This window comes from Streptococcus sanguinis, from assembly GCF_003943655.1.
GTDB lineage: Bacteria > Bacillota > Bacilli > Lactobacillales > Streptococcaceae > Streptococcus > Streptococcus sanguinis_F.
This window is the reverse complement of record NZ_RJMM01000001.1, coordinates 28,564-48,577: the sequence shown is the minus strand read 5'-3', so window position 1 is coordinate 48,577 and position 20,014 is coordinate 28,564. Positions and strand designations below refer to the sequence as shown.

The window sequence follows — 20,014 nt, the reverse complement described above, 5'->3', positions numbered from 1 at the left end:
AATTTTCAAACACTAAAAAACAAGCTACGCTTTCAGCCCTGCGGTTGAAAGGTGGCTTGTTTTGTTTATTCTCCAAACAGTTGGAGTTTGCTTTCAATTTCCTGATAGACCAGACTAGACTGCATACCGACGGCTGCAGCGCTATCGCGACAATACTGGAGCAGGAAAGTGTAGTATTTGTAGTAGAAGCTCAGGTCATAGCCCAGCTTCCCCAAAATGGCTAGCTGCTCCTCAAAACCTATAATCAAGTCTCGGAACCACTGCTCATTCCAAGTCATGGAGATGCTATTTGGCCGCAAGCGATAGTAATAGAGCGGTTCATTGAGGTAGATAATCTTCTCTGACTGAAGATAAAGCTTATAAGTTGTGAAGGCATCTTCAGCCACTCGGCCGAATGGATAGCGCACTGTATCAAAGAGCTTACGCTTATAGAGCTTGGCCCAGGCGCAGAGAAAAACACCGTCTAGCATGCGCCGTCTAGGGTACTCCTCAATTATCTCTTCTCGCGTATAGAGGGTTTCAAAATGCTCTGTCGAATAGTAGAGGAAGGCTGAATCCTCTGCACGGAAGCTACAGTGGTGACCAATGGCAATATCCGCATCGTACTCCTTGAGCTTTTCATAAAGGCGGGCAACATGTTGCTCAGGCAGCCAGTCATCCGAATCCACAAAAATCAAATAGTCTGCACTAGAGTGCTCAATCCCTGTGTTGCGGGCACCGGACAAGCCTTGATTTTCCTGATGAATAAGACGAATCCTCGCATCCTGGTCAGCCAGCTCTTGGCAAATCTGACCAGAAGCATCTGTTGAACCATCATTGACTAGAATAATTTCCAGATTTTGATAGGTCTGACGACAGACGCTGTTCACACATTCTGCTAAATACTGCTCAACATTGTAAACAGGGATGATAACACTGATTAATTCCTGAGACATGATAACTCCTATTCTTTTCCTGTCTTTTTATTATACATTATTTTTTAGGTTTGTGAGGCGTTTTTGGAAAATAAGTTTTTAAAGGATAGTTTCAGCTTTTTTAGACACATTTTAATATATTGTTCAATTGCTGTGTTTTTACACTTATAAAAATCTTCCGTCCTTTATTTTGTGCTATACTCGAATTAGGGATTTTAAGGGAGATTAGGAAATGTTTGGATTCTTTTTCGTTGCATTTGTGGCTGTCTTTGGCATCGTCTTTTTTATCAGTTATAAGCTACTTGAAGACAGGGAAGATAGGGACTCGGATTGGTCGTCCAGCCAAAGCCCAGAGCCTGACTATTTCCAGCAAACCCAGACTGCCTCTTGGGAACTCAAATATAACAAGGGAAAACAGGGAGAGTACCAGCTTGGTCAGGTCTTGAACCAGCTCTATGGCTATAAAAAGATCTTGTACAATCTCTATATCTTCAAAGAAGATAGCACTACCACTGAGATTGATGCCTTGCTGATTCATCCATCTGGAATTTACATTTTTGAGTCCAAAAACTACAAGGGCTGGATCTTCGGCTCAGAAAATCAGCAATACTGGACTCAGGTTCTTTCCGGAGGCCGCGGAAAATCTTACAAGCATTCTTTTTTCAATCCCATTATTCAAAATAAAGTCCATCTCAAATGGCTCAGCTACTATCTCAACCAATACACGCCAAATCTATATTCCTATATCGTCTTTGGCAATGACTGTCAGCTTAAGAAAATCCATCTAAACAGTGATAGGCATAAGGTTATTCAGACCTGGCAAGTGATAGGGGCAATTGACAGGCAGGCCTGCCAAAGTCAAGCCTACCTGTCGCCCGAGCAGATTGACGACCTCTATCGTATGCTGCTGCCCTTGACCAAGCGAAAGCAGGTCGTCAAAGAGCGCCATATTAACCACATTGCTCAGCAGAAACAGAGAATACAAGCAGAAAAAATCTGCCCTCGCTGCCAGCATGGATTGATGCTCCGTACAGCAGCCAAAGGTTCTAAGACCGGTCAGAAATTTTGGGGCTGCTCCAATTTCCCAAGATGCCGCTTTACTCAAAAATACCAGGAGCCAGTCTGCAGTCCTCACGCTACGCAAGCACCTAATTTTGGACAGCCTGTCGTGCAAAACCTAAATCAAACACAAAGCAACAGCTAGAATCTGCTGTTGCTTTTTTGTAGATTATTTTTCCCTCTAGCTTGCAAAACCTAAGATTTTTTCTTCAAGCCAAGGAAGCTAGCACTCAGCCCTAAGAGTCCGAACCCAAGCAGATTGGTCAATAGACTGCTTTGACTGCCGGTCTTAGGCAGTTGTTTGGAAGAAGCTTGCTCAAGAGTTGGCTGTTGAGACGCTGCTTGAGGGTCCGTCTGGCCGCTTGCTTTGTAGGTCAGATTTTCCACCTGGCTCCCCTTTGGTTCAGGTCTTGCAGGAGTTGGCTGCTGGGCTTGATTTTGGGGAGCCTGCTCCATATCGGCCAGCGGCACGATACTCTTCATAAACTCATCTTGTGAAATGGCCCTTTCTTCGACTGCATCTTGAATACCAGTGAGGCTGACAAAATAGTAACGAGCCCAATCCTTGGTCAGTCGCTGAATACCAGCCAGACCAGCTCCTGGATACCAGAGCGGCTTACTCACTTCTTCAGCAAATTTCCAGTCACCGCCAACTTGAATACCAAGCTTGGCATCTGGATCAGATTTTTCAGAAATACGAGCCTCTACGGAAACTAAAACAGCTCGAATGCTTTGAGGATTCGGAATATCACGGGCTTGATCAGAACCCCAGTGGGCAACCCTATCCTGCTTAGGTAAGACCTCAATAGCTGTTCCCCCGCCAGCCAAGGCTTCCTGCCGTGCATCTCCTACGTTGCTGGACATATTCCCCTTGAATTGAGAAACCCATTGAACCCCTTGAGGGTGATCTACAATTTTCTCCCAGACATTGGAGTCCTTCCGAAGAACGAAAGCCTGCATGTTACGAATATCCGCCCAAGCATTGCTGGCCTTATTGTCCGTCATTTCCATCACAACGCCCCAAGGATCAAATTCATTCATCCATTTGCCACGTTCCTTGTCAAAGACAGCCTGCGCTTCTTCGTCGGTCATCCCTTCGCCTTTATAAGCTAGGTAGTACCAATCAGCTGCGGGGTCATAAGTCGGACGACCGCCTAACACGACGGCTCCCCCATTAAATTGGCCAGGGCCGCCATTAGGACCGCGCTTTTGACGCTCCCCATTTTCTTCAACGACATTTTCCTCCGACCAAACCCAGACATCCCCTTGATTGGCTCCCATCTGAGCAATGGCGCGCTGCTTCTGCTCATCAGACATGACTTGGCTGGCAGGCAACTCGCTAGCAGCTGATTCGACCTGACTTGCAGGAGCTGCTTGGGGTTCAGCCACAGCTGGATTTTCAACCTCAGGACTTGCTTGAGCTGCTGAAGAAGTCGGCGTTTCAGCTACTGCGGCAGGGGCAGGCGCAACATCTTCTGCTTCGACTCTTGACACGCACGTCAAAGCTGCTAAAGACAAGAGGGAGGCACATAGCAGCAAGCCGCTTCCATACTTGGCAGCAGAAGCAGATTTTGCTAGGGCTTGCCAAGAAAACTTATTATTCATATCATTCTCCTTTCATAAGGTGCAGATTCGAGGTTAATCAATGAAGTATGCAGACTGATTCACTGCTCTTAGCCTTCATTGATTCTGAATAACAAATAATCTCCCTGCAAAAACAAGCTTAGGGCAGAGGATTCCCTGCGCTCTTGTATATCTTATACCAGTCAGCCCGAGAGAGCTCAATATCAAAAGCAGCCACCATTGAGCGAATTCTCTGCGGATTCATGGAGCCAACAATTGGCTGCATCTGAGCCGGATGACGCAAAATCCAGGCGAGAACTAAGGCTTCAAAGGAAACTTGATAGTTTGACGCAAAGGCATGCAGAGTTTCTGTAAGCTTAGCATATTTAGGATGCTCCATAAAAAGTCCCTGGTTCAAGTCAACCTGAAATGGTGACCAAGGCTGAATCGTGATATGATGCAATCGACAATAGTCCAGCACACTACCATCCCGGACGATTGCCAAAGGATTGAGCATATTGGCATTGAGCCCAGCATCCAGCATCGGAGTATGGGCAGGACCAAACTGCAGTTGGTTGGCAATCAAGGGCTGCTCCACACTTTTCTGCAGCAGCTCGATCTGATAAGGATTTTGATTGCTGACTCCGAAATGGCGGACCTTCCCAGCTTGGTGTAGCTGTGAGAAAGCCTCAGCCACCTCTTCCGGCTCCACAAGAGCATCTGGCCGGTGCAGGAGGAGCACATCCAGATAGTCTGTCTGCAAACGCGCCAAGCTGGCTTCAACCGAGCTGATGATATAATCCTTAGAAAAGTCAAAATGGTAGTTAGAGTGAACATCCCGCAGTCCGCACTTAGACTGGATGAGAACTCGGTCCCGGGGGATCTTAGCCGTACGAAGAGCCTGTGCAAACTTGGCTTCAGACTGGCCGCCAGCATAAACATCTGAGTGGTCAAAGAAATTAATTCCCACTTCTAACGCTGTTTCAAGAACGGAAACGACCTCTTTAGGATCGTGCTCTGCCAATCGCATGCAGCCCAAAACCAGCTGACTGGCTTCTTTCAGTTCATTCCCGACTGTCATATATTTCATCGCAACACCTCATTTCTTATAGACCGGATGATCAAGCAAGGTCAACTCTTCAATCTTGACATTTTCAGTTTCAAAGACGATAAATTCATTCTTCTCCTTAAGCAAGCCAGACGGCACATAGAGATAGTGAATCGGCCCTTCATTCCAGTAGCGGCCTAGGTTAAAGCCATTGACCGAAATACAACCCTTCCCATACTTAGAGCAGTCGATGAAGGTATCAGCAATATCATCCAACTTCGCTTCAAAGCGATAGAAGGTTGGTGTCTTGACTCTTTCCGGTGGAGCTGAGTAGCAGTCTAGCTTGGCCAGCATTTCCTGGTCAAACTTGAGCGCATAATGCTTCCAGCCCTTTCGGAACTGGTGGTTAATCATGATACCACCCTTGACCCCCTTAGATTGACTAGGTGCGCCTAGCTTGTAACCATAGTTGACCCGCCCCATATTTTCCACCAGCACATCAATCTGAATCCGCTCTGTATCAGCTGAGAAGAGCATCTCATCACCGATTTCTTCCCGATACTGGGTAGCCAGGTGCTCCTGATTGATATAGAAATGACAGCGGTCATGAGTCTCCAATGCCTTGAGCCTTTCCTCATGGTATTGATTTTTGATATCGGAACGGTAGAGGATATAGCCATGATTCTGCCCAATCTGCTCCATAGGCTGCGGATAATCCAGCAGAATTTCCTCAGTGATATCCGCTGCCACATCCAGCAGATTAGCTGTTCCAAGCAGCGGAAAACTGCCATAGGCTTTGGCCTGTCGGCTAATAGGCTCCATCTGCTCAAGCTCTGGAAAGACCTCGTGGGTCACCCGCTGAACAGCGTAGTATTTCTCGGTCGGCTGCCCCCACTCAGTAATAGGAGCATCAAAATCATAGGAGGTAATCTGCGGCAAATCCTTGGTCTTGCGGGCTGAACAGCCGCTGATAAAACCAAAATTGGTCCCACCTCTCAGTAGGAAAAGGTTCATGCTACCTAGCTGCAGCATTTCTTTGACATCCTTGGCCAAATCTTCTGCTTCCCGCCGAACGATTTCCTCACTCCAGCGGCTAAACCAGCCATCCCAGAACTCCGTACACATAAGCGGCCATTTCTTGCCGTAGCGCTCCATGAAAGCTCGCAGATTATCCGTGTTTTCCTTGGGCTGAGAGCCGAAATTCCCCGTCACAAAAATATCATCCTCAATCAAGGTCCCAGACTCCAAAGCCTCTATCCATGTCCCATCAGAGGTAAAGAGGGGAACCGTAACACCACGTACCTTCATCATCTGTGCAATGCTGCGCATGTAGGCCTTGTCCTCGGCATAAGAACCGTATTCATTTTCCACCTGCATCATGAGGATAGGTCCGCCCTGATCACTCTGATAGGGCAGAAGCTTGGGAAAGAGCCAGTCATAGAAATGACTGACCTTTTCCAGAAAAAGCGGATGATTGACCCGCAGGCGCATTGAAGGATATCTCAAGAGCCAAGCCGGCAGGCCGCCAAAGTCAAACTCTGCACAGATGTAAGGTGTCGGACGGACAATGAGATAAAGCCCCATCTCCTCAACCAACTTGAAGTATGCTTCAAAATCTAGCATGCCCTCTGCCTGAAATTGACCTTCCTGAGGCTCATGCAATGCCCAAGGAATATAAGTTTCTACCGTATTAAAGCCTAAAGCTTTAAGATTGTAAAGGGTATCTCGCCACTGGTCTGGATGAAGCCGGAAATACTGAATAGCTCCCGATAAAATCTTAAAAGGTTTGCCATCCAGGTAAAATTCTTCTTTAATTTCAAATTTTGCCATCTATCCAAGCTCCTCCTGTTTATCTGCCATCTTGACAAAGGGCAGATATATAGCGGTCGAAATAGCGATATTAACCAGCGAAAGAATAATAGCCCGCCAGTCGAAGGCTGTCGCAAAGAAACCGTAGAGAATTGGCGGCATTACCCAAGTAACGTTTTGAGTAACCGGCGCAACCAAGCCCATAGAGGTTGCAAAGTAGGCCACGGTCACCATCACCATCGGAGTCAGGACATAAGGAATAAACATAATTGGATTCAAAACGATTGGCAGACCGTACATGACCGGCTCACCGATGTTGAAGACCATTGGGAAAATCCCAAGTTTAGCCACTTCGCGATAGTGCTTGTTCCGAGATTGCCAGAGAATGGCAATGGCAACCCCAATCGCATCAAACCAGACAAAAGCACCAAAAGAATTATCCGTCCACATGTAAGGAATCGCTTGCCCAGCCTGATAAGCTTCTAGATTAGCCAGCATGGTCACACCAAAGAGACTGGCCATAACTGGCGCCAGCACATTACCGCCGTGCAGTCCGAAGAACCAGAAAATCTTATTGAGAAAGACAATGAGCAGCACAGCCCAGAAGCTTTGAGACAAGCTGAGAAGCGGCGCCTGAAGAATCTTGTAAATCCAGTCAATCAAGAGCTCGCCTGTCACCAGATTAAAGAGATAGGTCGCAATTCCCACGACATACATGGCAATCGCAGCCGGAATGATAGACAGGAAGGGCTTCATGATAGCTGGCGGAACAGAATCTGGAAGTTTGATAGTCCAGTTACGATTCATGACCTTACAAAAGATGATAACAGATACAAAACCAATCAGAATGGCAGTAAAGTAACCACGCGCACTGATTTGGTCACCTGGAATGACACTGTTAATCGTCACAGACAGGTTACTGCCGTCAAGTTTTAGCTCTGGAAGTTTTGAAATCGCCTTGCTCAGCCCTGGTGTTTTGCCAGCCAACTCAAAGGTTTTAGTAACTGATCCACCAATGGTAATGATATAGGAAGCAACAGCTACCAGACCGGCAGACACCTTATCAGTATTGTAAATCTTAGCGATATTGACCCCGAAGGTAAAGAGGAACAAGAGGGTAACGATAGGAATACTGCCCTTAAATACCAGCCAGTTAATATCAATCAGCCACTGGAAGGTAGAGGAAATCCAGGTCCAGCCGAACTGTCCTGGCAAGTCAGATAGAAAGGCATTGACCATGAGGGCGAAAGAGCCCGTCATAATCACAGGCATGGTTCCAATAAAGGAATCCCGCAGGGCAACCAGAAATTTTTGGTTGCCGATTTTATTGGCAATAGGCATGAGACGCGCTTGCCATTTATCAACCAAACTACTCATCTGCATTTCTCCTATTCATCAAATTTTTTATGCAAATCAACAATCTCCTTTGCCAAATCAACAAAGGCGATACTGGTCATGAGATGATCCTGCCCATGCACCATAAATAAACTAAGTTCTGTCTTTTCTCCTTGTGCCTCCTTGCTCAGCATTTCAGCCTGAGCGTGATGGGCTTGCAACAGGGCCTTCTGAGCCTGACTCAGTCTCTCCTGAGCTCGGTCAAAGTCCTGCTTTTTAGCTGCTGCAATGGCTTCGATAGCACAAGACTTGGCCTCTCCGCCATACATAATAAGGGTCATAGCGACCTCTAAGGAATCTTTATTCTCCATAAGAGTACCTACTTCATGAGCGACTCTGCCAGATCCAGGACCTTATCCCCCTTCATCATTCCATAGTCCGTCATAGGAATGACATCAACCGGAATGCCTTTTGAAGCTAGTTTATCCTGTAAATTCTCCAGTAGATAGCGGACCTGAGGCCCCAGCAACAGGACATCAACCTTTTTCTCGCTTAGATAGTCTTCAGCTTCTGACACTGGTACCGCAAATATCGTCGCAGCCAAGCCTCGCTCCTCTGCAGCTTTCTGCATTTTATTGACCATGAGACTGGTGCTCATCCCAGCCGCACAGACTAACATAATCTGTTTTGTTTCCATCGGCATCCTCCTTTATGAATCTGACCTAGCCTGAAACAACGCCCAGCATTTATTTTTAATATATAAACAAAAATCCAAAAACAGAATATTTTTCACTATGTTATTAATATTCTATAAATATTATAACTATTTTTCTGTACTATGTCAACGCTTACATTTGAGATTTCTAGCTTTTTTTGATAGTATAGCAGCAGAGGAAACAAGATGACACGAACTAGAAAACAAAACGAGCTAAGGGCAACTGTCCTGGATCAGCTCTATGCCAAACGACCGATTTCTCGGATTGACATTTCAAAAGAAACTCAGATTACACCAGCCACGACTGGCAGTATCATCAATGAACTGATCAAGGAAGGCTTGGTGCTGGAACTGGGCGAGCTCAATGATGAGAGCGTAGGCCGCAAGAAAACCCTGCTGGATATTGCACCTCATAGCCGCTACTATCTGGGTTTTGAGATTTCTGAAAAACAGCTGGCCATGGTCATCGCTGACAATACCGGTGAGATTGTAGAAAGCAATATTCGGACTTATCAGATCGAGGTGACAGGCGGGCCGTCTGACCAGGAAATCATCCGGCTGATTCAAGAGTTTCTGAAAAAGAACAGCAAATACTCCATCTCAGCAATTGCCCTCGGGCTGCCGGGGCATGTGAATCTCTCTGAGAGTGATTTTATCATTTCTAAAAATCCCCACTGGGGACAGATTAACCTGCAGACTATTCAAGAAGCCTTTGACCTTCCTGTCTACTTTGCCAATAAGTCCCACTGTTTGACAATGGCTGAACGCCTCTTTAGCTATCATCCTACAGACAGGAATTTTATCGTCTATCATGTCGCCAGAGGTATTCATTGCTCTTACATGTACAAGGGCAGCATTTACAGTCAGGAGAATTATCTTATCGGGGAGGTGGGGCATACCGTCATCAATCCTGAAGGCGAGCGCTGTCCTTGCGGCAAGCACGGCTGCCTGCAGGTTTATGCCAGCGAAAGCGCTCTGATTGATAAAGCAGCTATCCTGTATCAGGCTTCCCAGACCTCGCTCTTAAAGACCCTTGTAGAGGACGTCAATGACATTGATTTGACAAGTCTGATGACCGCCTATCGCTTAGGAGACTTGGGCAGCATTGAGTTGATTCATACTGCCTGCCGCTATCTGGCCATTTCCATTTCCAACCTCTGCCAGCTTATTGATAGCGAAAGGATTTATCTGGACGGCCAAATATTCTCCTATCCGGTTATTGCCGAACAGGTCCTGGCTCAGTTAGAGCAGGAAGTACCTCTCTTTCCAAAACAAAAACAAGCAGAGATTGTCATTATCCCCTACTCTAAATACAGCATCGCCCGCTCTGCAGTCAGCCTCTGTGTTTATCATGAATTTTTAGATAAAAAAGGAAACCTATAAAGGCCTAGACAAGAATCTCGGTCTTTTTTTACAAAAAAAGAGACAGACTTTCTAGGAGCTTCCCCCTAAAAGTCTGTCTCATTTTACTATCGATTAATCGAACGTGAAATCATGGAAATGGTGTGACGCTGTCCTCTGAGAGCCTTACTCATGGCAAAGATATTTTCAACCGGAGCCAGACAGCCGTAACCAGAATCCCCGATATGCTGGATATCTACACCGCAGATTTTGTTGCGGATAGCCATTTGCTTGACAATATCCTCATCAGCACTCTCCTGGCTGGTACCGATAGCACTCATAACCAGAGCCCCCTTTTGATGGGCCAGTCGGACAATCTGCTTCAAGTCCTGCTCGTCAAAGCCCGGCACACTGCCGACTGCCGGTGCTAGGACAATATCAACACCTGCTTCGATAAATTGAGCGATTGCTTCCAGGTCAGCTACCGGCTCATCCACACCTGAAGCATGCATTTTGCCCGCAATCAATAAACCGGAAAAATTCTCCTTGACCACTCGAATAGTGTCAATAATAGCCTGATTGGTAACACCAGTTCCCGGATTACCCGTCAGACAGATAAAGTCAACGCCCAACTCTTCTGCTCGCTGAATGGTCGCTAGACTAGCCTGACGCCCCTCATTAATGATCAGGCGTTCTCCTGCCATCTGGGCCTGACTATCCACCGGCTCCAGATTGATACCGATAGGACGACCCACCAAGCGATGAAGTTCCTCAACAAAATCTTCCTTGGCGTCCAGACCAGCTACAAAAGGCTGGAAGATATCAATCCCATTCAGCAAAATCAAGTCAGCACCAAAAGACCGAGCAATCTCTGCATTGGTCACATCACCGATATAAGATTCTTTGAAAGCTACGTTTTCAGATAGGATAACGCGGCCCTCACTGGCCTTGATGCTCTGTTTCAGCTCCGGCGCAGTCATACTTAAAATTTCTGAAGCATTTGAACTAATGAATCGTTTTACCATAAGAACATCTCTTTTCTTTATTATTCATTAATAAACACTTTGAAATCTATTCTATTTGGATATTTTGTTTATTTTTTGTTATCAACTACAGTATAGCACAAGCCTAGACAAATGTAAACGCTTTATCTTTTCTTTGATAAAATAGTCTGCTTTCACAAACAAAAGCAGACTATTGAGATGAACTCGATTATTTTTGATTTGAGCAAGATTCGATAAGCGTCTTACCTCGGCATCACCAAATGACTACCCGCTCTTCTGGACTTCGCCACATGCCATCTCCTTCTTGCACATCAAAGGTTGTAAAGAAATCGTCAAAGTTAGGCAGCTGCACATTGGTCCGAAGCTTGGCTGGCGCATGGACATCGACGCTTGCCAAGAGCTTCATATACTCTTCGCGTCCCTTCATTCGCCAGATGCGGGCAAAGTTGGTAAAGAATTCCTCTGCAGAGAAATCAGCTTCTTTCTTTGCTGCTTCTAGGGCTGCTGCAATCCCGCCCAAATCTGCCACGTTTTCTGAAACAGTCAGCTTGCCATTGACCTTAGCACCATAGGAATCCTGTCCTTCGAACTGGTCAATGACCTTTTGAGTCCGCTTGGTAAAGGCTTGGTAGTCGTGCTCTGTCCACCAGTTATTGAGGCTGCCATTTTCATCAAAGGACGCCCCATTGGTATCAAAAGCATGAGAAATCTCATGGGCAATGACCGCTCCGATACCACCGTAATTGGCTGATGAGGATTGGTGCAGATCATAGAAAGGCGCCTGCAGGATAGCCGCTGGAAAGACAATTAGGTTTTTCTGCGGATTATAGTAGGCATTGACCATGTGGGCTGGCATTCCCCATTCCTTGTAATCTACCGGTTGATTCCACTTGCTCCAGCTATAAGCAATATCAATCTGACTTAACTTCTGAGCATTTTCAAAGAGAGTCAGCTTTTCATCGACGACCTTGCGGGAATAGCGTTCAGGCAGCTCGTCAGGATAGCCAATATAAGGCTTGATGACATTGAGTTTGACAATAGCCTTATCCCGAGTTTCTGGTGTTAGCCAGTCATTCTGAGTCAAGCGATTCTTGTAAACTTCAATCATCGTCGCCACTTTCTGCTCCACATCAGCCTTAGCTTCTGGCGAGAACTTCTGACCAGCATACCAAAGACCGACAGCTTGATTGAAGGGACCTTGAGCCAGGTAAAAGGCTGCTTTTTTCTTGTCCTGAGCCTGAGGAGTCCCTGATAGAGCACGATGATAAGCTCCTGCCAAGACACGGATGCCATCCGTTAGATAAGGTGTCGTATTGCGGACCGCAGAGAGAATCAGCAGAGCATGGAGTTTATCCCAGTTAGCAGCTGTATAGATATCCTTAGCCGCCTGCCAAAAACGCTCTTCTGGCACAATGACTTGGTCGGGTTCTTGACCGATTAACTTGGTGAAAATATCTGCCAAAGGCAACTCTGGTACCAAGGCTTTGAAATCGTCCCACTTATAAGGATGATAGAGCTTAGCATACTCAGAGCTTTCTTCACTAGACAGAACATACTGAGCAAAAACAGCATCCAGCTCCAAGACCTTATCCAAAAGATCCTTGATTTCCTCTTCCGCAAAGCCAAATTTGGCCAGCAAATCTTCCTGAGCCTTGCGCCATTTTGCAAGCAGGTCAGCCTTCTGCGGATGGTCCTCAGCATAGTAGGTCGTGTCTGGCAAAATGGTTCCCGGTCCGTCTGCCCAGAGAACATTGATACGGGCATCCATAAAGTCAGGCGCCACACCAAAGGGGAAATAAGTTGGCTTACCAGCCAGCTCAAAATCAGCAATCTTAGAAGCATAGTCTTCAAAAGACGCTAGGTTGCGAATTTCATCAATGTAGGCACGCGCAGGCTCAATCCCAGCCGCTTCCCGCTTGTCATAATCCGCTGCCAAGCGATGGTAAGCAACAAAGTTCTGCAGAATGTCATCTTCTGGCACTCCATCGCCAGCCAACCATTTATCAGTCGTGGCGAGCATGAGATCTTCAATCTCATCTGCCAAATCCATGAAACCTCCCGTCACTGGCTTATCATCAGGAATGACCGCCGTCTTGGCCCACTCACCATTAATCGCATCATAGAAATCATCTTGTAGTCGTGTCATCTTCTTCTCGCTTTCATGCTTTTGATATAACCTTATCAAAATCTACTTGTTTTTTCAAACATTTCTTATATTAATTTTAGAGATTTATCGAAAATTAACTTGACTTAATTTTTATTTTAATGTATATTAATCTCATGGAGGTGTATGAGATGATTACGATTAAAGATTTGACTGTCAGCTATCAGGATACGCTGGCTCTTGAGCCCCTTTCATTAACCATTAAGGAGCCAACCATTACTGGGATTATCGGTCCTAACGGAGCCGGAAAATCCACCCTGCTCAAGGGCATGCTAGGGATTATTGACCACCAAGGCCAGACTCTGCTGGAGCAAAAGCCACTGCAGAACTCTCTCCAACGGGTTGCCTATGTGGAGCAAAAGATCAATATTGATTATCATTTTCCTATCAAAGTCAAAGAGTGTGTCTCTTTGGGGCTTTACCCTCAGCTCAAGCTTTTTCAGGGGCTAAAGAGTTCCCATTGGAACAAGGTGGCTGAGGCATTGAAAATTGTCGGTTTAGAGAACTTGGCAGAGCGTCAGATTAGCCAGCTGTCCGGCGGCCAATTCCAGCGAGTCTTGATTGCTCGCTGCTTGGTTCAAGAGGCGGATTGTATCTTTTTGGACGAGCCCTTCGTCGGGATTGACTCTGTCAGCGAAGAGATTATCATGTCTACGCTGCGCAGTCTCAAAGCCGCAGGCAAGATCATCCTGATTGTCCATCATGACCTGAGCAAGGTTGTTGATTATTTCGACCAAATTATCCTGCTCAATCGTAAGCTGATTGCCTTTGGTCCTACCGAGACTAGCTTTACCAAGGACAATATGAAAAAGACTTACGGCTCCCAGCTCTTTATGAATGGAGGTGCCTAGAATGATTTTAGAATTTTTCCAAGGGCTGCGGGACTTTCACTTCCTGCAAAATGCCCTCATCACAGCCATCGTCATTGGGATTGTTGCTGGGGCTGTCGGCTGCTTTATCATTCTGCGCGGCATGTCGCTCATGGGAGATGCGATCTCTCATGCGGTTCTGCCCGGTGTGGCCCTGTCCTACATTTTAGGGATTAATTTCTTTATCGGAGCCATCACCTTCGGACTTTTGGCCTCGATTATTATCACCTACATCAAGGGCAACTCCATTATCAAAAGCGATACGGCCATTGGGATTACCTTTTCTTCCTTCCTAGCTCTGGGTGTGATCCTGATCGGGGTTGCCAATAGCTCCACTGACCTCTTTCATATTCTCTTCGGGAATATCTTGGCTGTGCAGGATATTGATATGTGGATCAGTATCGGAGTCGGAATAGCTGTGCTCTTAATCATCATCCTCTTTTTCAAGCAGCTTTTGATTACTTCCTTTGACCCCCTGCTGGCTCAGGCCATGGGCATGCCAGTCAACTTCTATCACTATCTGCTGATGATTCTCTTGACCTTGGTCTCTGTGACAGCCATGCAGAGTGTGGGAACCATTCTGATTGTCGCTCTCTTGATTACGCCGGCAGCAACGGCCTACCTCTATGCCAACAGTCTGAAAACTATGATCCTGCTGTCCTCAGGACTGGGCGCTCTAGCTTCTGTGCTGGGCCTCTTTATCGGCTACAGCTTTAATGTCGCTGCAGGATCCAGCATTGTCCTGACCTCAGCTCTCATCTTTCTCATCTCTTTCTTTATCGCCCCTAAGCAACGCTATTTAAAACTTAAAAACCGACCTAAACTAAAATAAAATTTGATGGAGGAATCCCATGAAAAAATTAGGTTTTTTATCCCTGCTTTTGCTAGCAGTCTGCACTCTCTTTGCCTGCTCCGGTCAGAAGAAGGCGTCCAGTGACTCGTCCAAGCTCAAGGTTGTTGCAACCAACTCAATTATCGCTGATATTACCAAAAATATAGCTGGCGATAAGATTGACCTGCACAGCATTGTACCAGTCGGCAAAGATCCCCATGAATATGAGCCCCTGCCTGAAGATGTCAAAAAGACTTCTCAAGCGGATCTCATCTTCTACAACGGTATCAATCTGGAAACTGGCGGTAATGCTTGGTTTACCAAGTTGGTCAAAAATGCCAATAAGGAAGAAAACAAGGACTACTATGCTGTAAGCGATGGCGTTGACGTCATTTACCTTGAAGGTCAAAGTGAAAAGGGTAAGGAAGACCCTCATGCTTGGCTCAATTTGGAAAACGGTATCATCTATGCGCAAAATATTGCCAAGCGTTTGATCGAAAAAGACCCTGACAATAAGGCCACTTACGAGAAAAATCTCAAAGCTTATGTGGAAAAATTGACTGCTTTGGACAAGGAAGCCAAGGAGAAATTCAACAATATTCCAGAGGAAAAGAAAATGATTGTGACCAGTGAAGGCTGCTTCAAGTACTTCTCTAAGGCCTACAATGTGCCATCAGCCTACATCTGGGAAATCAACACCGAAGAAGAAGGAACTCCAGACCAAATCAAGAGCTTAGTTGAAAAACTACGCGAGACCAAAGTGCCATCTCTCTTTGTCGAATCAAGTGTGGACGACCGTCCGATGAAGACTGTTTCTAAAGACACAAACATCCCAATCCACGCTAAAATCTTCACTGACTCAATCGCTGATGAAGGGGAAGAGGGTGACAGCTACTACAGCATGATGAAATACAATCTGGATAAAATTTCTGAAGGATTGGCAAAATAACGATAAAAGGTTAGGAAGACAAAATCCTAACCTCTTTATTTATGGAGAACGAACTTCACATGGAGTCGATCTCAAATTTCCGGTCAAATTATTCGAAAAAAATCACTATTCGCTGTACAATGAAGCTATCAAACATGAATGGAGACTTCCTATGACAACTTTTCTCGGAAATCCTGTAACCTTTACTGGAAAACAACTGCAAGTCGGCGACACCGCCCACGATTTTAGCCTGACAGCTACTGATCTTTCAAAGAAAACTCTGGCTGACTTTGCTGGCAAAAAGAAAGTCCTGAGCATCATCCCATCTATCGATACTGGTGTCTGCTCGACTCAGACTCGCCGTTTCAACCAAGAGCTCTCTGACTTGGACAATACCGTTGTTATCACGGTTTCAGTTGATTTGCCTTTTGCTCAAGGCAAGTGGTGTGCTGCTGAAGGCATTGAGAATGCTGTCATGCTCTCTGACTACTTCGATCATTCTTTCGGTCGCGACTATGCTGTCCTTATCAATGAATGGCACCTTTTGGCTCGCGCAGTTCTAGTTTTGGACGAAAACAACACTGTGACCTACGCTGAGTATGTAGACAATATCAATACCGAGCCAGACTTTGAAGCAGCGATTGCTGCAGTTAAGAGTTTGTAAAAGATAAAAATACGGATTTGCTAGTCCGTATTTTTTTGTGCGAAAAACTTCTGCCAAAACTGACGGAAGCAAGCCCAGGAACGCAAGAGAAAGGATGGTCGATTCAGCAATTTCTTGAATTGAGCAATCTCTGCCTTTGCCTGTTTATAAGCACTCCGCCCCTTTCGAGCATAAGGGCTCTTAGCCGAACGATAGCCCAGCGGACCACGATTATTCTGAGGTGACTTGAACTTGCGGTCGCTATTTTCAATGGCAAGCCTGCGAAAGCGAGGATCCCAGACTGCAGGTGTTTTGACGTCATAGCGGGTATGAGAAGCCTGATTGACCGGACGATTGCGTTCACCGTAGTTAAAGCTGGCGCTATTCACAATACCATTTTGACTAGCACCCTCTGGATCGATAATATTGAGAAAGCGACCTCTCTGATCCAGAATAAACTCTGTATGAAAATCAATCAGGATTTTTATATTGGCCTGACTAACTTGACCATCCGGATAGATAGCTTGCTCTGACCTCTTATCAATATAGGCTTTATTATGCAAGCGAGAGGATTCCTTGAAACTGTAGGGAAGTCCGGGGTCGGCCTTGAAATAAGCTGCCAAGGCCTCCGCATCCGTCATCCCCACCTCTCTGAAATGGTCCCGAACCCACTGAGCCTGCTGACAAGAAATGACATAGCGAAACTGATGCAGCTGCCTTTTGAGCTTTTGATTACCATCCTTTTGGCTCAAATTATCTGCTGGAAAAGCCTGTCGTAAGGTGCTTGAAAAAATCTTCCAAAAGCGGTCATGAGGGGCAAGGTCAGGAGCAATTCGAGCTAGTAGAAGATTTGTCTCTCTCTTATCTCCGCTCAACTCCTCAGGCATATTAACAAGACTCATAGCCAGAACCAGCAGCTCCTGAGCTACTAACCTGCTGTTCTGAGCCGCCTCAGCCTGCCAGAGCTCTTGAAAGAAGGGACTGCCAAAAAGCTGAGCCTCCTGCAGGTAATCTCCTTCTTCTGACACTGTTTTTCCTTGCTCGTTATTTAACCCTGCAAAAACTCGTTCCAACGCTGACTGAGACCAACCGATTGATTGCAATTGCTGAAAAAGCTGCTCTTTTTCTTCTTTCGGATACATGACTCCCCTCCTTTCTTTTAGCTCTAGTAGTTCAAAACTGTAGAGGTTATAATAAAAAATCTAATCCACATAGAACAATTAGATTTTATCACAAACTCACATGATAGCAAAGAACAAAATATGAATCCTTGGACTATTAACAATAAAGATGTTCTTAACAAATCACTCAATAAATAAAGAGAAGACCAAACTGGTCCTCTCTCAGTATGAGTTTTATTGAAATGAATCGTCCAACTTTTCACCGATTGGACAATTCATCTAGAATTCTATTTTATCAATAAATGCTCTTAAGCTTTACGACGTTTTGCAAAAGCCAGTCCCAGCATAGATAGTAATCCTAGACCTGCAAGTGCCAGAGAAGATTCAGCAGAACCTGTTTTTGGAAGAGCTGCCGGAGCCTGATAGGTCTGAACTGGTTTCTTTCCGTGCTTCACTCCCGTTGTAGTGACTTTCAGAACCTTTCGCTCATTCTTAGAAACGAGGTTGGTTGGGTCGTCTGTCTCTAGGGCTGCAAGAGCTGCTTTCAAAGCTTCAAGTTTGGCATTTTCGACTCTATACGTTTCTTCCTTACTTGCCAAGTTTGCTTTAGCATCATTGAGAGCCGCTTCTGCTTCTTTTAGAAGAGCAGGGGCATTTTGCAAGCGAGAAACGTAGTCTTTAGCAGCTTGAACAGAGCGTTGAGCCTCTTCCAGAGCTGTAGCCGCAGCAGCTGCCTTTTCTTGAGCATTTGCTGTAGCTGCTTTCAATTCGGCAAGTTTGGCATTAGCTTCCTCAGCTTTTTTTTGCGCACTTGCTTGGGCTGCTTCTTTTTCTTTCAAGCTTGCTTGAGCCTTAGCTAAAACTGCAAGTTTAGCCTTGGTTTCTTCAGAAGCTGAGTTCTTGCTATTTTCGAGTTCAGTTTGGTAAGTACGTTCCGCCATGGCCAACTTGTCCTTAGCAGTTTTCACAACCTCACGCAGTAATGGTGCTGTTTCCTGCTTGTTCTGAGCATTTGTCAACGTACGTTGAGCAGCGTCCAATTTAGCTTGCGAAGCCGCTAAATCTTTACGAGCTGCATCAGCCTCTTGATTATTAGCATTTGGATTAATCAAGGCTGGTGTTATTTTGGAAGGGTCCTTAATATCGTTGTCGGTATTTGGAAAAAGAAGGAAGTTAATTCGGTTAATAATGCCATTGTTGCTAAAGTTAACAGCGACATATGCACCTTTTTTCTGACTTTCAAGATGCCCAACTACTTTTTGAGCATAGATAGTTCCTCTAGTTCTATATGCAATGTTATCTCCCAAATCAAATAATTGGAATTTAATATCATCATAAATTGCCTTTTTTAAGTAGTCAACAGAGACATTCTCTTGACTAGCAAGGATAGGATAAGGACCAAGTTCATTAGTACTTGCTACTCTATGTCCAAACTGATCAAGTCCAAATTTAGAAACTACATCTTTAGGGATAGCTACATGTAGAGTTATAGGTTCTTTTGATTGGTATTTATATTTTTCTTCACGAGCTGCTTGGCTTAGCGCTGCTGCATAATCCATACCATTTTGTGTTAATGTTACTGGTGCTGTTCCTGCTTGCTTACGGATTTGATTAATCAAATCTTGTGCATAGTAGTTGAGTTCCATCAGAACATCATTTGGAATAGCATTGATGTTAACCATTCGCTGCGCATCTTTTTGACTGCCAATGTAGTTGTTGCTAGATTTTAGGGTAGCTGCTTCTTTAACAAGGATTTCTTGTGCCTCAGGTGATAACTTTGCCGTACCGTTGATATTATTGCTTTTAATTGCATTGATGTAAGCTTGTGATAGGGTAAAGGTATTATGTACTTGGTCCTGGGACGAAAGTTTCGCTTCTTTTTCCTTGATTTCTGCTTGAGCTGCTTGAATATCTGCTTGGGCTTTATCAATCACTGCTTGGCGTTTCGCATCTTCTGCTTCAGCTGTCTTCAATTGATCTTCGTAAGAAGCTAAGTTATTTTTAGCCTTGTCAAGCTCCTCCTTTGCCTTCGTTACCTTTTCACTTACCAGTTTGCTGTCCACATCTTTTTGAGCTGCATTCACAGCATCCTGAGCAGCTTGAGTCTCGGTTTGTGCCTTAGCTGCTTGAGCTTGAGCATCCTGAGCTACAGTCACCTGTGAGTTTTCTGCTTTTTTAGCTGTATCAAGAGCTGCTTGGGCTTGCTTGGCTACGTTTTCTGCTGGAGCAACTTTCTTCTCAGCTTCTGTCACAGCTGCCTGAGCTTCCGCAATTTTTTGTGCACTTGTATCAGCATTATCTTTCTTAGCAGTTTCAACCTTAGTCTCAGCTGCTGTAACCTGTTCTTTGGCTTGGTCAACAGACGCTTTCGCTTGATTGACCTGCTCCGTTTGCTGTTTAAGAGCTTCTGGGCTTGCAGATAGAGCCTTATCTTGGTTTGCAGATGCATTTGCATCCACTGGAGTTGTATCTGCAGCTACAGTGTGAGCAATGCCAGTACTAGCAAGAACTGCTGCACCTAGAATGACATGTTTTTGGATTTTTTTCATGTTTTTCCTCCTGATATGTTAATAGTATAATAAGAAAAGCTTTGTTTGTCAAACTATTTACATGTTTTTTTGAGAACTTTTATCGCAATATGTCCAAAAATAGAATCACGTCTCAATCTC

At 45.3% G+C, this 20,014-nt stretch carries 17 protein-coding genes; 6 read left to right on the top strand and 11 right to left on the bottom strand.

Features of this window, described 5'->3' with window-relative positions:
• Window positions 1–65 precede the first annotated feature (65 nt).
• Window positions 66–935 (bottom strand): glycosyltransferase family 2 protein, encoded by an 870-nt coding sequence (locus D8886_RS00245; protein WP_048772095.1) that lies wholly within the window; start codon window positions 933–935, stop codon window positions 66–68.
• 211 nt (window positions 936–1,146) lie between these two features.
• Between D8886_RS00245 and D8886_RS00240 the strand changes: the two genes are divergently transcribed.
• Window positions 1,147–2,118, top strand: a complete 972-nt coding sequence (locus tag D8886_RS00240; RefSeq protein ID WP_125433855.1) for a nuclease-related domain-containing protein — start codon at window positions 1,147–1,149, stop codon at window positions 2,116–2,118.
• Window positions 2,119–2,168: 50 nt separating this feature from the next.
• Here D8886_RS00240 and D8886_RS00235 read toward each other — a convergent pair whose 3' ends face one another.
• The 6 genes from D8886_RS00235 to D8886_RS00210 all read right to left on the bottom strand — a co-directional run bounded on the left by D8886_RS00235 (window position 2,169) and on the right by D8886_RS00210 (window position 8,425).
• Entirely contained in the window at window positions 2,169–3,578 is a 1,410-nt protein-coding gene (locus D8886_RS00235) for an LPXTG cell wall anchor domain-containing protein (protein ID WP_125433854.1), read from the bottom strand.
• Window positions 3,579–3,696: 118 nt separating this feature from the next.
• Complete coding sequence (locus D8886_RS00230; protein ID WP_125433853.1) at window positions 3,697–4,626, bottom strand: aldo/keto reductase; 930 nt, start codon at window positions 4,624–4,626, stop codon at window positions 3,697–3,699.
• 9 nt (window positions 4,627–4,635) lie between these two features.
• A complete protein-coding gene (locus D8886_RS00225) occupies window positions 4,636–6,414 on the bottom strand; it encodes a glycoside hydrolase family 35 protein (protein WP_125433852.1) in 1,779 nt (592 codons plus the stop codon).
• The gene (locus tag D8886_RS00220) at window positions 6,415–7,776 is read right to left on the bottom strand and encodes a PTS sugar transporter subunit IIC (RefSeq protein WP_049539575.1); all 1,362 of its coding nucleotides are present in this window, start codon (window positions 7,774–7,776) and stop codon (window positions 6,415–6,417) included.
• A 5-nt stretch (window positions 7,777–7,781) separates the two neighbouring features.
• Window positions 7,782–8,099: a PTS sugar transporter subunit IIA gene (locus D8886_RS00215; RefSeq protein WP_002898520.1), complete on the bottom strand. Its 318-nt coding sequence runs from the start codon at window positions 8,097–8,099 to the stop codon at window positions 7,782–7,784.
• A gap of 8 nt (window positions 8,100–8,107) precedes the next feature.
• A complete protein-coding gene (locus D8886_RS00210; protein ID WP_075202640.1) occupies window positions 8,108–8,425 on the bottom strand; it encodes a PTS sugar transporter subunit IIB in 318 nt (105 codons plus the stop codon).
• 204 nt (window positions 8,426–8,629) lie between these two features.
• Here D8886_RS00210 and D8886_RS00205 point away from each other — a divergent pair, with 204 nt between their 5' ends.
• On the top strand, window positions 8,630–9,826 hold the full coding sequence (locus D8886_RS00205; protein ID WP_048772076.1) for an ROK family protein: 1,197 nt from the start codon (window positions 8,630–8,632) through the stop codon (window positions 9,824–9,826).
• Window positions 9,827–9,912: 86 nt separating this feature from the next.
• Here the strand turns inward: D8886_RS00205 and D8886_RS00200 are convergent, their stop codons facing one another.
• Both D8886_RS00200 and D8886_RS00195 read right to left on the bottom strand, forming a co-directional pair.
• Window positions 9,913–10,809 carry a DUF7916 family protein gene (locus D8886_RS00200; protein ID WP_002926934.1) on the bottom strand — a complete coding sequence of 299 codons (897 nt, stop codon included), beginning with the start codon at window positions 10,807–10,809 and terminating at the stop codon, window positions 9,913–9,915.
• Window positions 10,810–11,041: 232 nt separating this feature from the next.
• The gene (locus D8886_RS00195) at window positions 11,042–12,934 is read right to left on the bottom strand and encodes a M13 family metallopeptidase (protein ID WP_125433851.1); all 1,893 of its coding nucleotides are present in this window, start codon (window positions 12,932–12,934) and stop codon (window positions 11,042–11,044) included.
• A gap of 149 nt (window positions 12,935–13,083) precedes the next feature.
• Between D8886_RS00195 and D8886_RS00190 the strand changes: the two genes are divergently transcribed.
• The 4 genes from D8886_RS00190 to tpx all read left to right on the top strand — a co-directional run bounded on the left by D8886_RS00190 (window position 13,084) and on the right by tpx (window position 16,245).
• Window positions 13,084–13,803: a metal ABC transporter ATP-binding protein gene (locus D8886_RS00190; protein WP_312023299.1), complete on the top strand. Its 720-nt coding sequence runs from the start codon at window positions 13,084–13,086 to the stop codon at window positions 13,801–13,803.
• Window position 13,804: 1 nt separating this feature from the next.
• Window positions 13,805–14,653, top strand: a complete 849-nt coding sequence (locus D8886_RS00185; protein WP_312023298.1) for a metal ABC transporter permease — start codon at window positions 13,805–13,807, stop codon at window positions 14,651–14,653.
• Between the two features lie 19 nt (window positions 14,654–14,672).
• Window positions 14,673–15,602, top strand: coding sequence for a metal ABC transporter substrate-binding lipoprotein/adhesin SsaB (ssaB, locus tag D8886_RS00180; RefSeq protein ID WP_125433848.1), 930 nt, complete (start codon window positions 14,673–14,675; stop codon window positions 15,600–15,602).
• Between the two features lie 151 nt (window positions 15,603–15,753).
• Entirely contained in the window at window positions 15,754–16,245 is a 492-nt protein-coding gene (gene tpx, locus D8886_RS00175) for a thiol peroxidase (protein WP_002896683.1), read from the top strand.
• Window positions 16,246–16,265: 20 nt separating this feature from the next.
• Here the strand turns inward: tpx and D8886_RS00170 are convergent, their stop codons facing one another.
• Together D8886_RS00170 and D8886_RS00165 are read right to left on the bottom strand one after the other, a co-directional pair.
• Complete coding sequence (locus D8886_RS00170) at window positions 16,266–17,366, bottom strand: DUF3114 domain-containing protein (RefSeq protein WP_125433847.1); 1,101 nt, start codon at window positions 17,364–17,366, stop codon at window positions 16,266–16,268.
• Between the two features lie 287 nt (window positions 17,367–17,653).
• Window positions 17,654–19,894 carry an SEC10/PgrA surface exclusion domain-containing protein gene (locus D8886_RS00165; RefSeq protein WP_125433846.1) on the bottom strand — a complete coding sequence of 747 codons (2,241 nt, stop codon included), beginning with the start codon at window positions 19,892–19,894 and terminating at the stop codon, window positions 17,654–17,656.
• Between the last annotated feature and the right edge of the window lie 120 nt (window positions 19,895–20,014).

Excerpts from the sequence above, each read along its gene's own strand:
- D8886_RS00220 (WP_049539575.1), bottom strand. The coding sequence starts at position 7,776 with ATGCAGATGAGTAGTTTGGTTGATAAATGGCAAGCGCGTCTCATGCCT.
- D8886_RS00245 (WP_048772095.1), bottom strand. The coding sequence starts at position 935 with ATGTCTCAGGAATTAATCAGTGTTATCATCCCTGTTTACAATGTTGAG.
- D8886_RS00215 (WP_002898520.1), bottom strand. The coding sequence starts at position 8,099 with ATGGAGAATAAAGATTCCTTAGAGGTCGCTATGACCCTTATTATGTAT.
- D8886_RS00185 (WP_312023298.1), top strand. The coding sequence starts at position 13,805 with ATGATTTTAGAATTTTTCCAAGGGCTGCGGGACTTTCACTTCCTGCAA.
- D8886_RS00230 (WP_125433853.1), bottom strand. The coding sequence starts at position 4,626 with ATGAAATATATGACAGTCGGGAATGAACTGAAAGAAGCCAGTCAGCTG.
- D8886_RS00190 (WP_312023299.1), top strand. The coding sequence starts at position 13,084 with ATGATTACGATTAAAGATTTGACTGTCAGCTATCAGGATACGCTGGCT.
- D8886_RS00210 (WP_075202640.1), bottom strand. The coding sequence starts at position 8,425 with ATGGAAACAAAACAGATTATGTTAGTCTGTGCGGCTGGGATGAGCACC.
- D8886_RS00205 (WP_048772076.1), top strand. The coding sequence starts at position 8,630 with ATGACACGAACTAGAAAACAAAACGAGCTAAGGGCAACTGTCCTGGAT.
- D8886_RS00165 (WP_125433846.1), bottom strand. The coding sequence starts at position 19,894 with ATGAAAAAAATCCAAAAACATGTCATTCTAGGTGCAGCAGTTCTTGCT.
- D8886_RS00240 (WP_125433855.1), top strand. The coding sequence starts at position 1,147 with ATGTTTGGATTCTTTTTCGTTGCATTTGTGGCTGTCTTTGGCATCGTC.
- D8886_RS00235 (WP_125433854.1), bottom strand. The coding sequence starts at position 3,578 with ATGAATAATAAGTTTTCTTGGCAAGCCCTAGCAAAATCTGCTTCTGCT.
- tpx (WP_002896683.1), top strand. The coding sequence starts at position 15,754 with ATGACAACTTTTCTCGGAAATCCTGTAACCTTTACTGGAAAACAACTG.
- D8886_RS00195 (WP_125433851.1), bottom strand. The coding sequence starts at position 12,934 with ATGACACGACTACAAGATGATTTCTATGATGCGATTAATGGTGAGTGG.
- D8886_RS00225 (WP_125433852.1), bottom strand. The coding sequence starts at position 6,414 with ATGGCAAAATTTGAAATTAAAGAAGAATTTTACCTGGATGGCAAACCT.
- ssaB (WP_125433848.1), top strand. The coding sequence starts at position 14,673 with ATGAAAAAATTAGGTTTTTTATCCCTGCTTTTGCTAGCAGTCTGCACT.
- D8886_RS00170 (WP_125433847.1), bottom strand. The coding sequence starts at position 17,366 with ATGTATCCGAAAGAAGAAAAAGAGCAGCTTTTTCAGCAATTGCAATCA.
- D8886_RS00200 (WP_002926934.1), bottom strand. The coding sequence starts at position 10,809 with ATGGTAAAACGATTCATTAGTTCAAATGCTTCAGAAATTTTAAGTATG.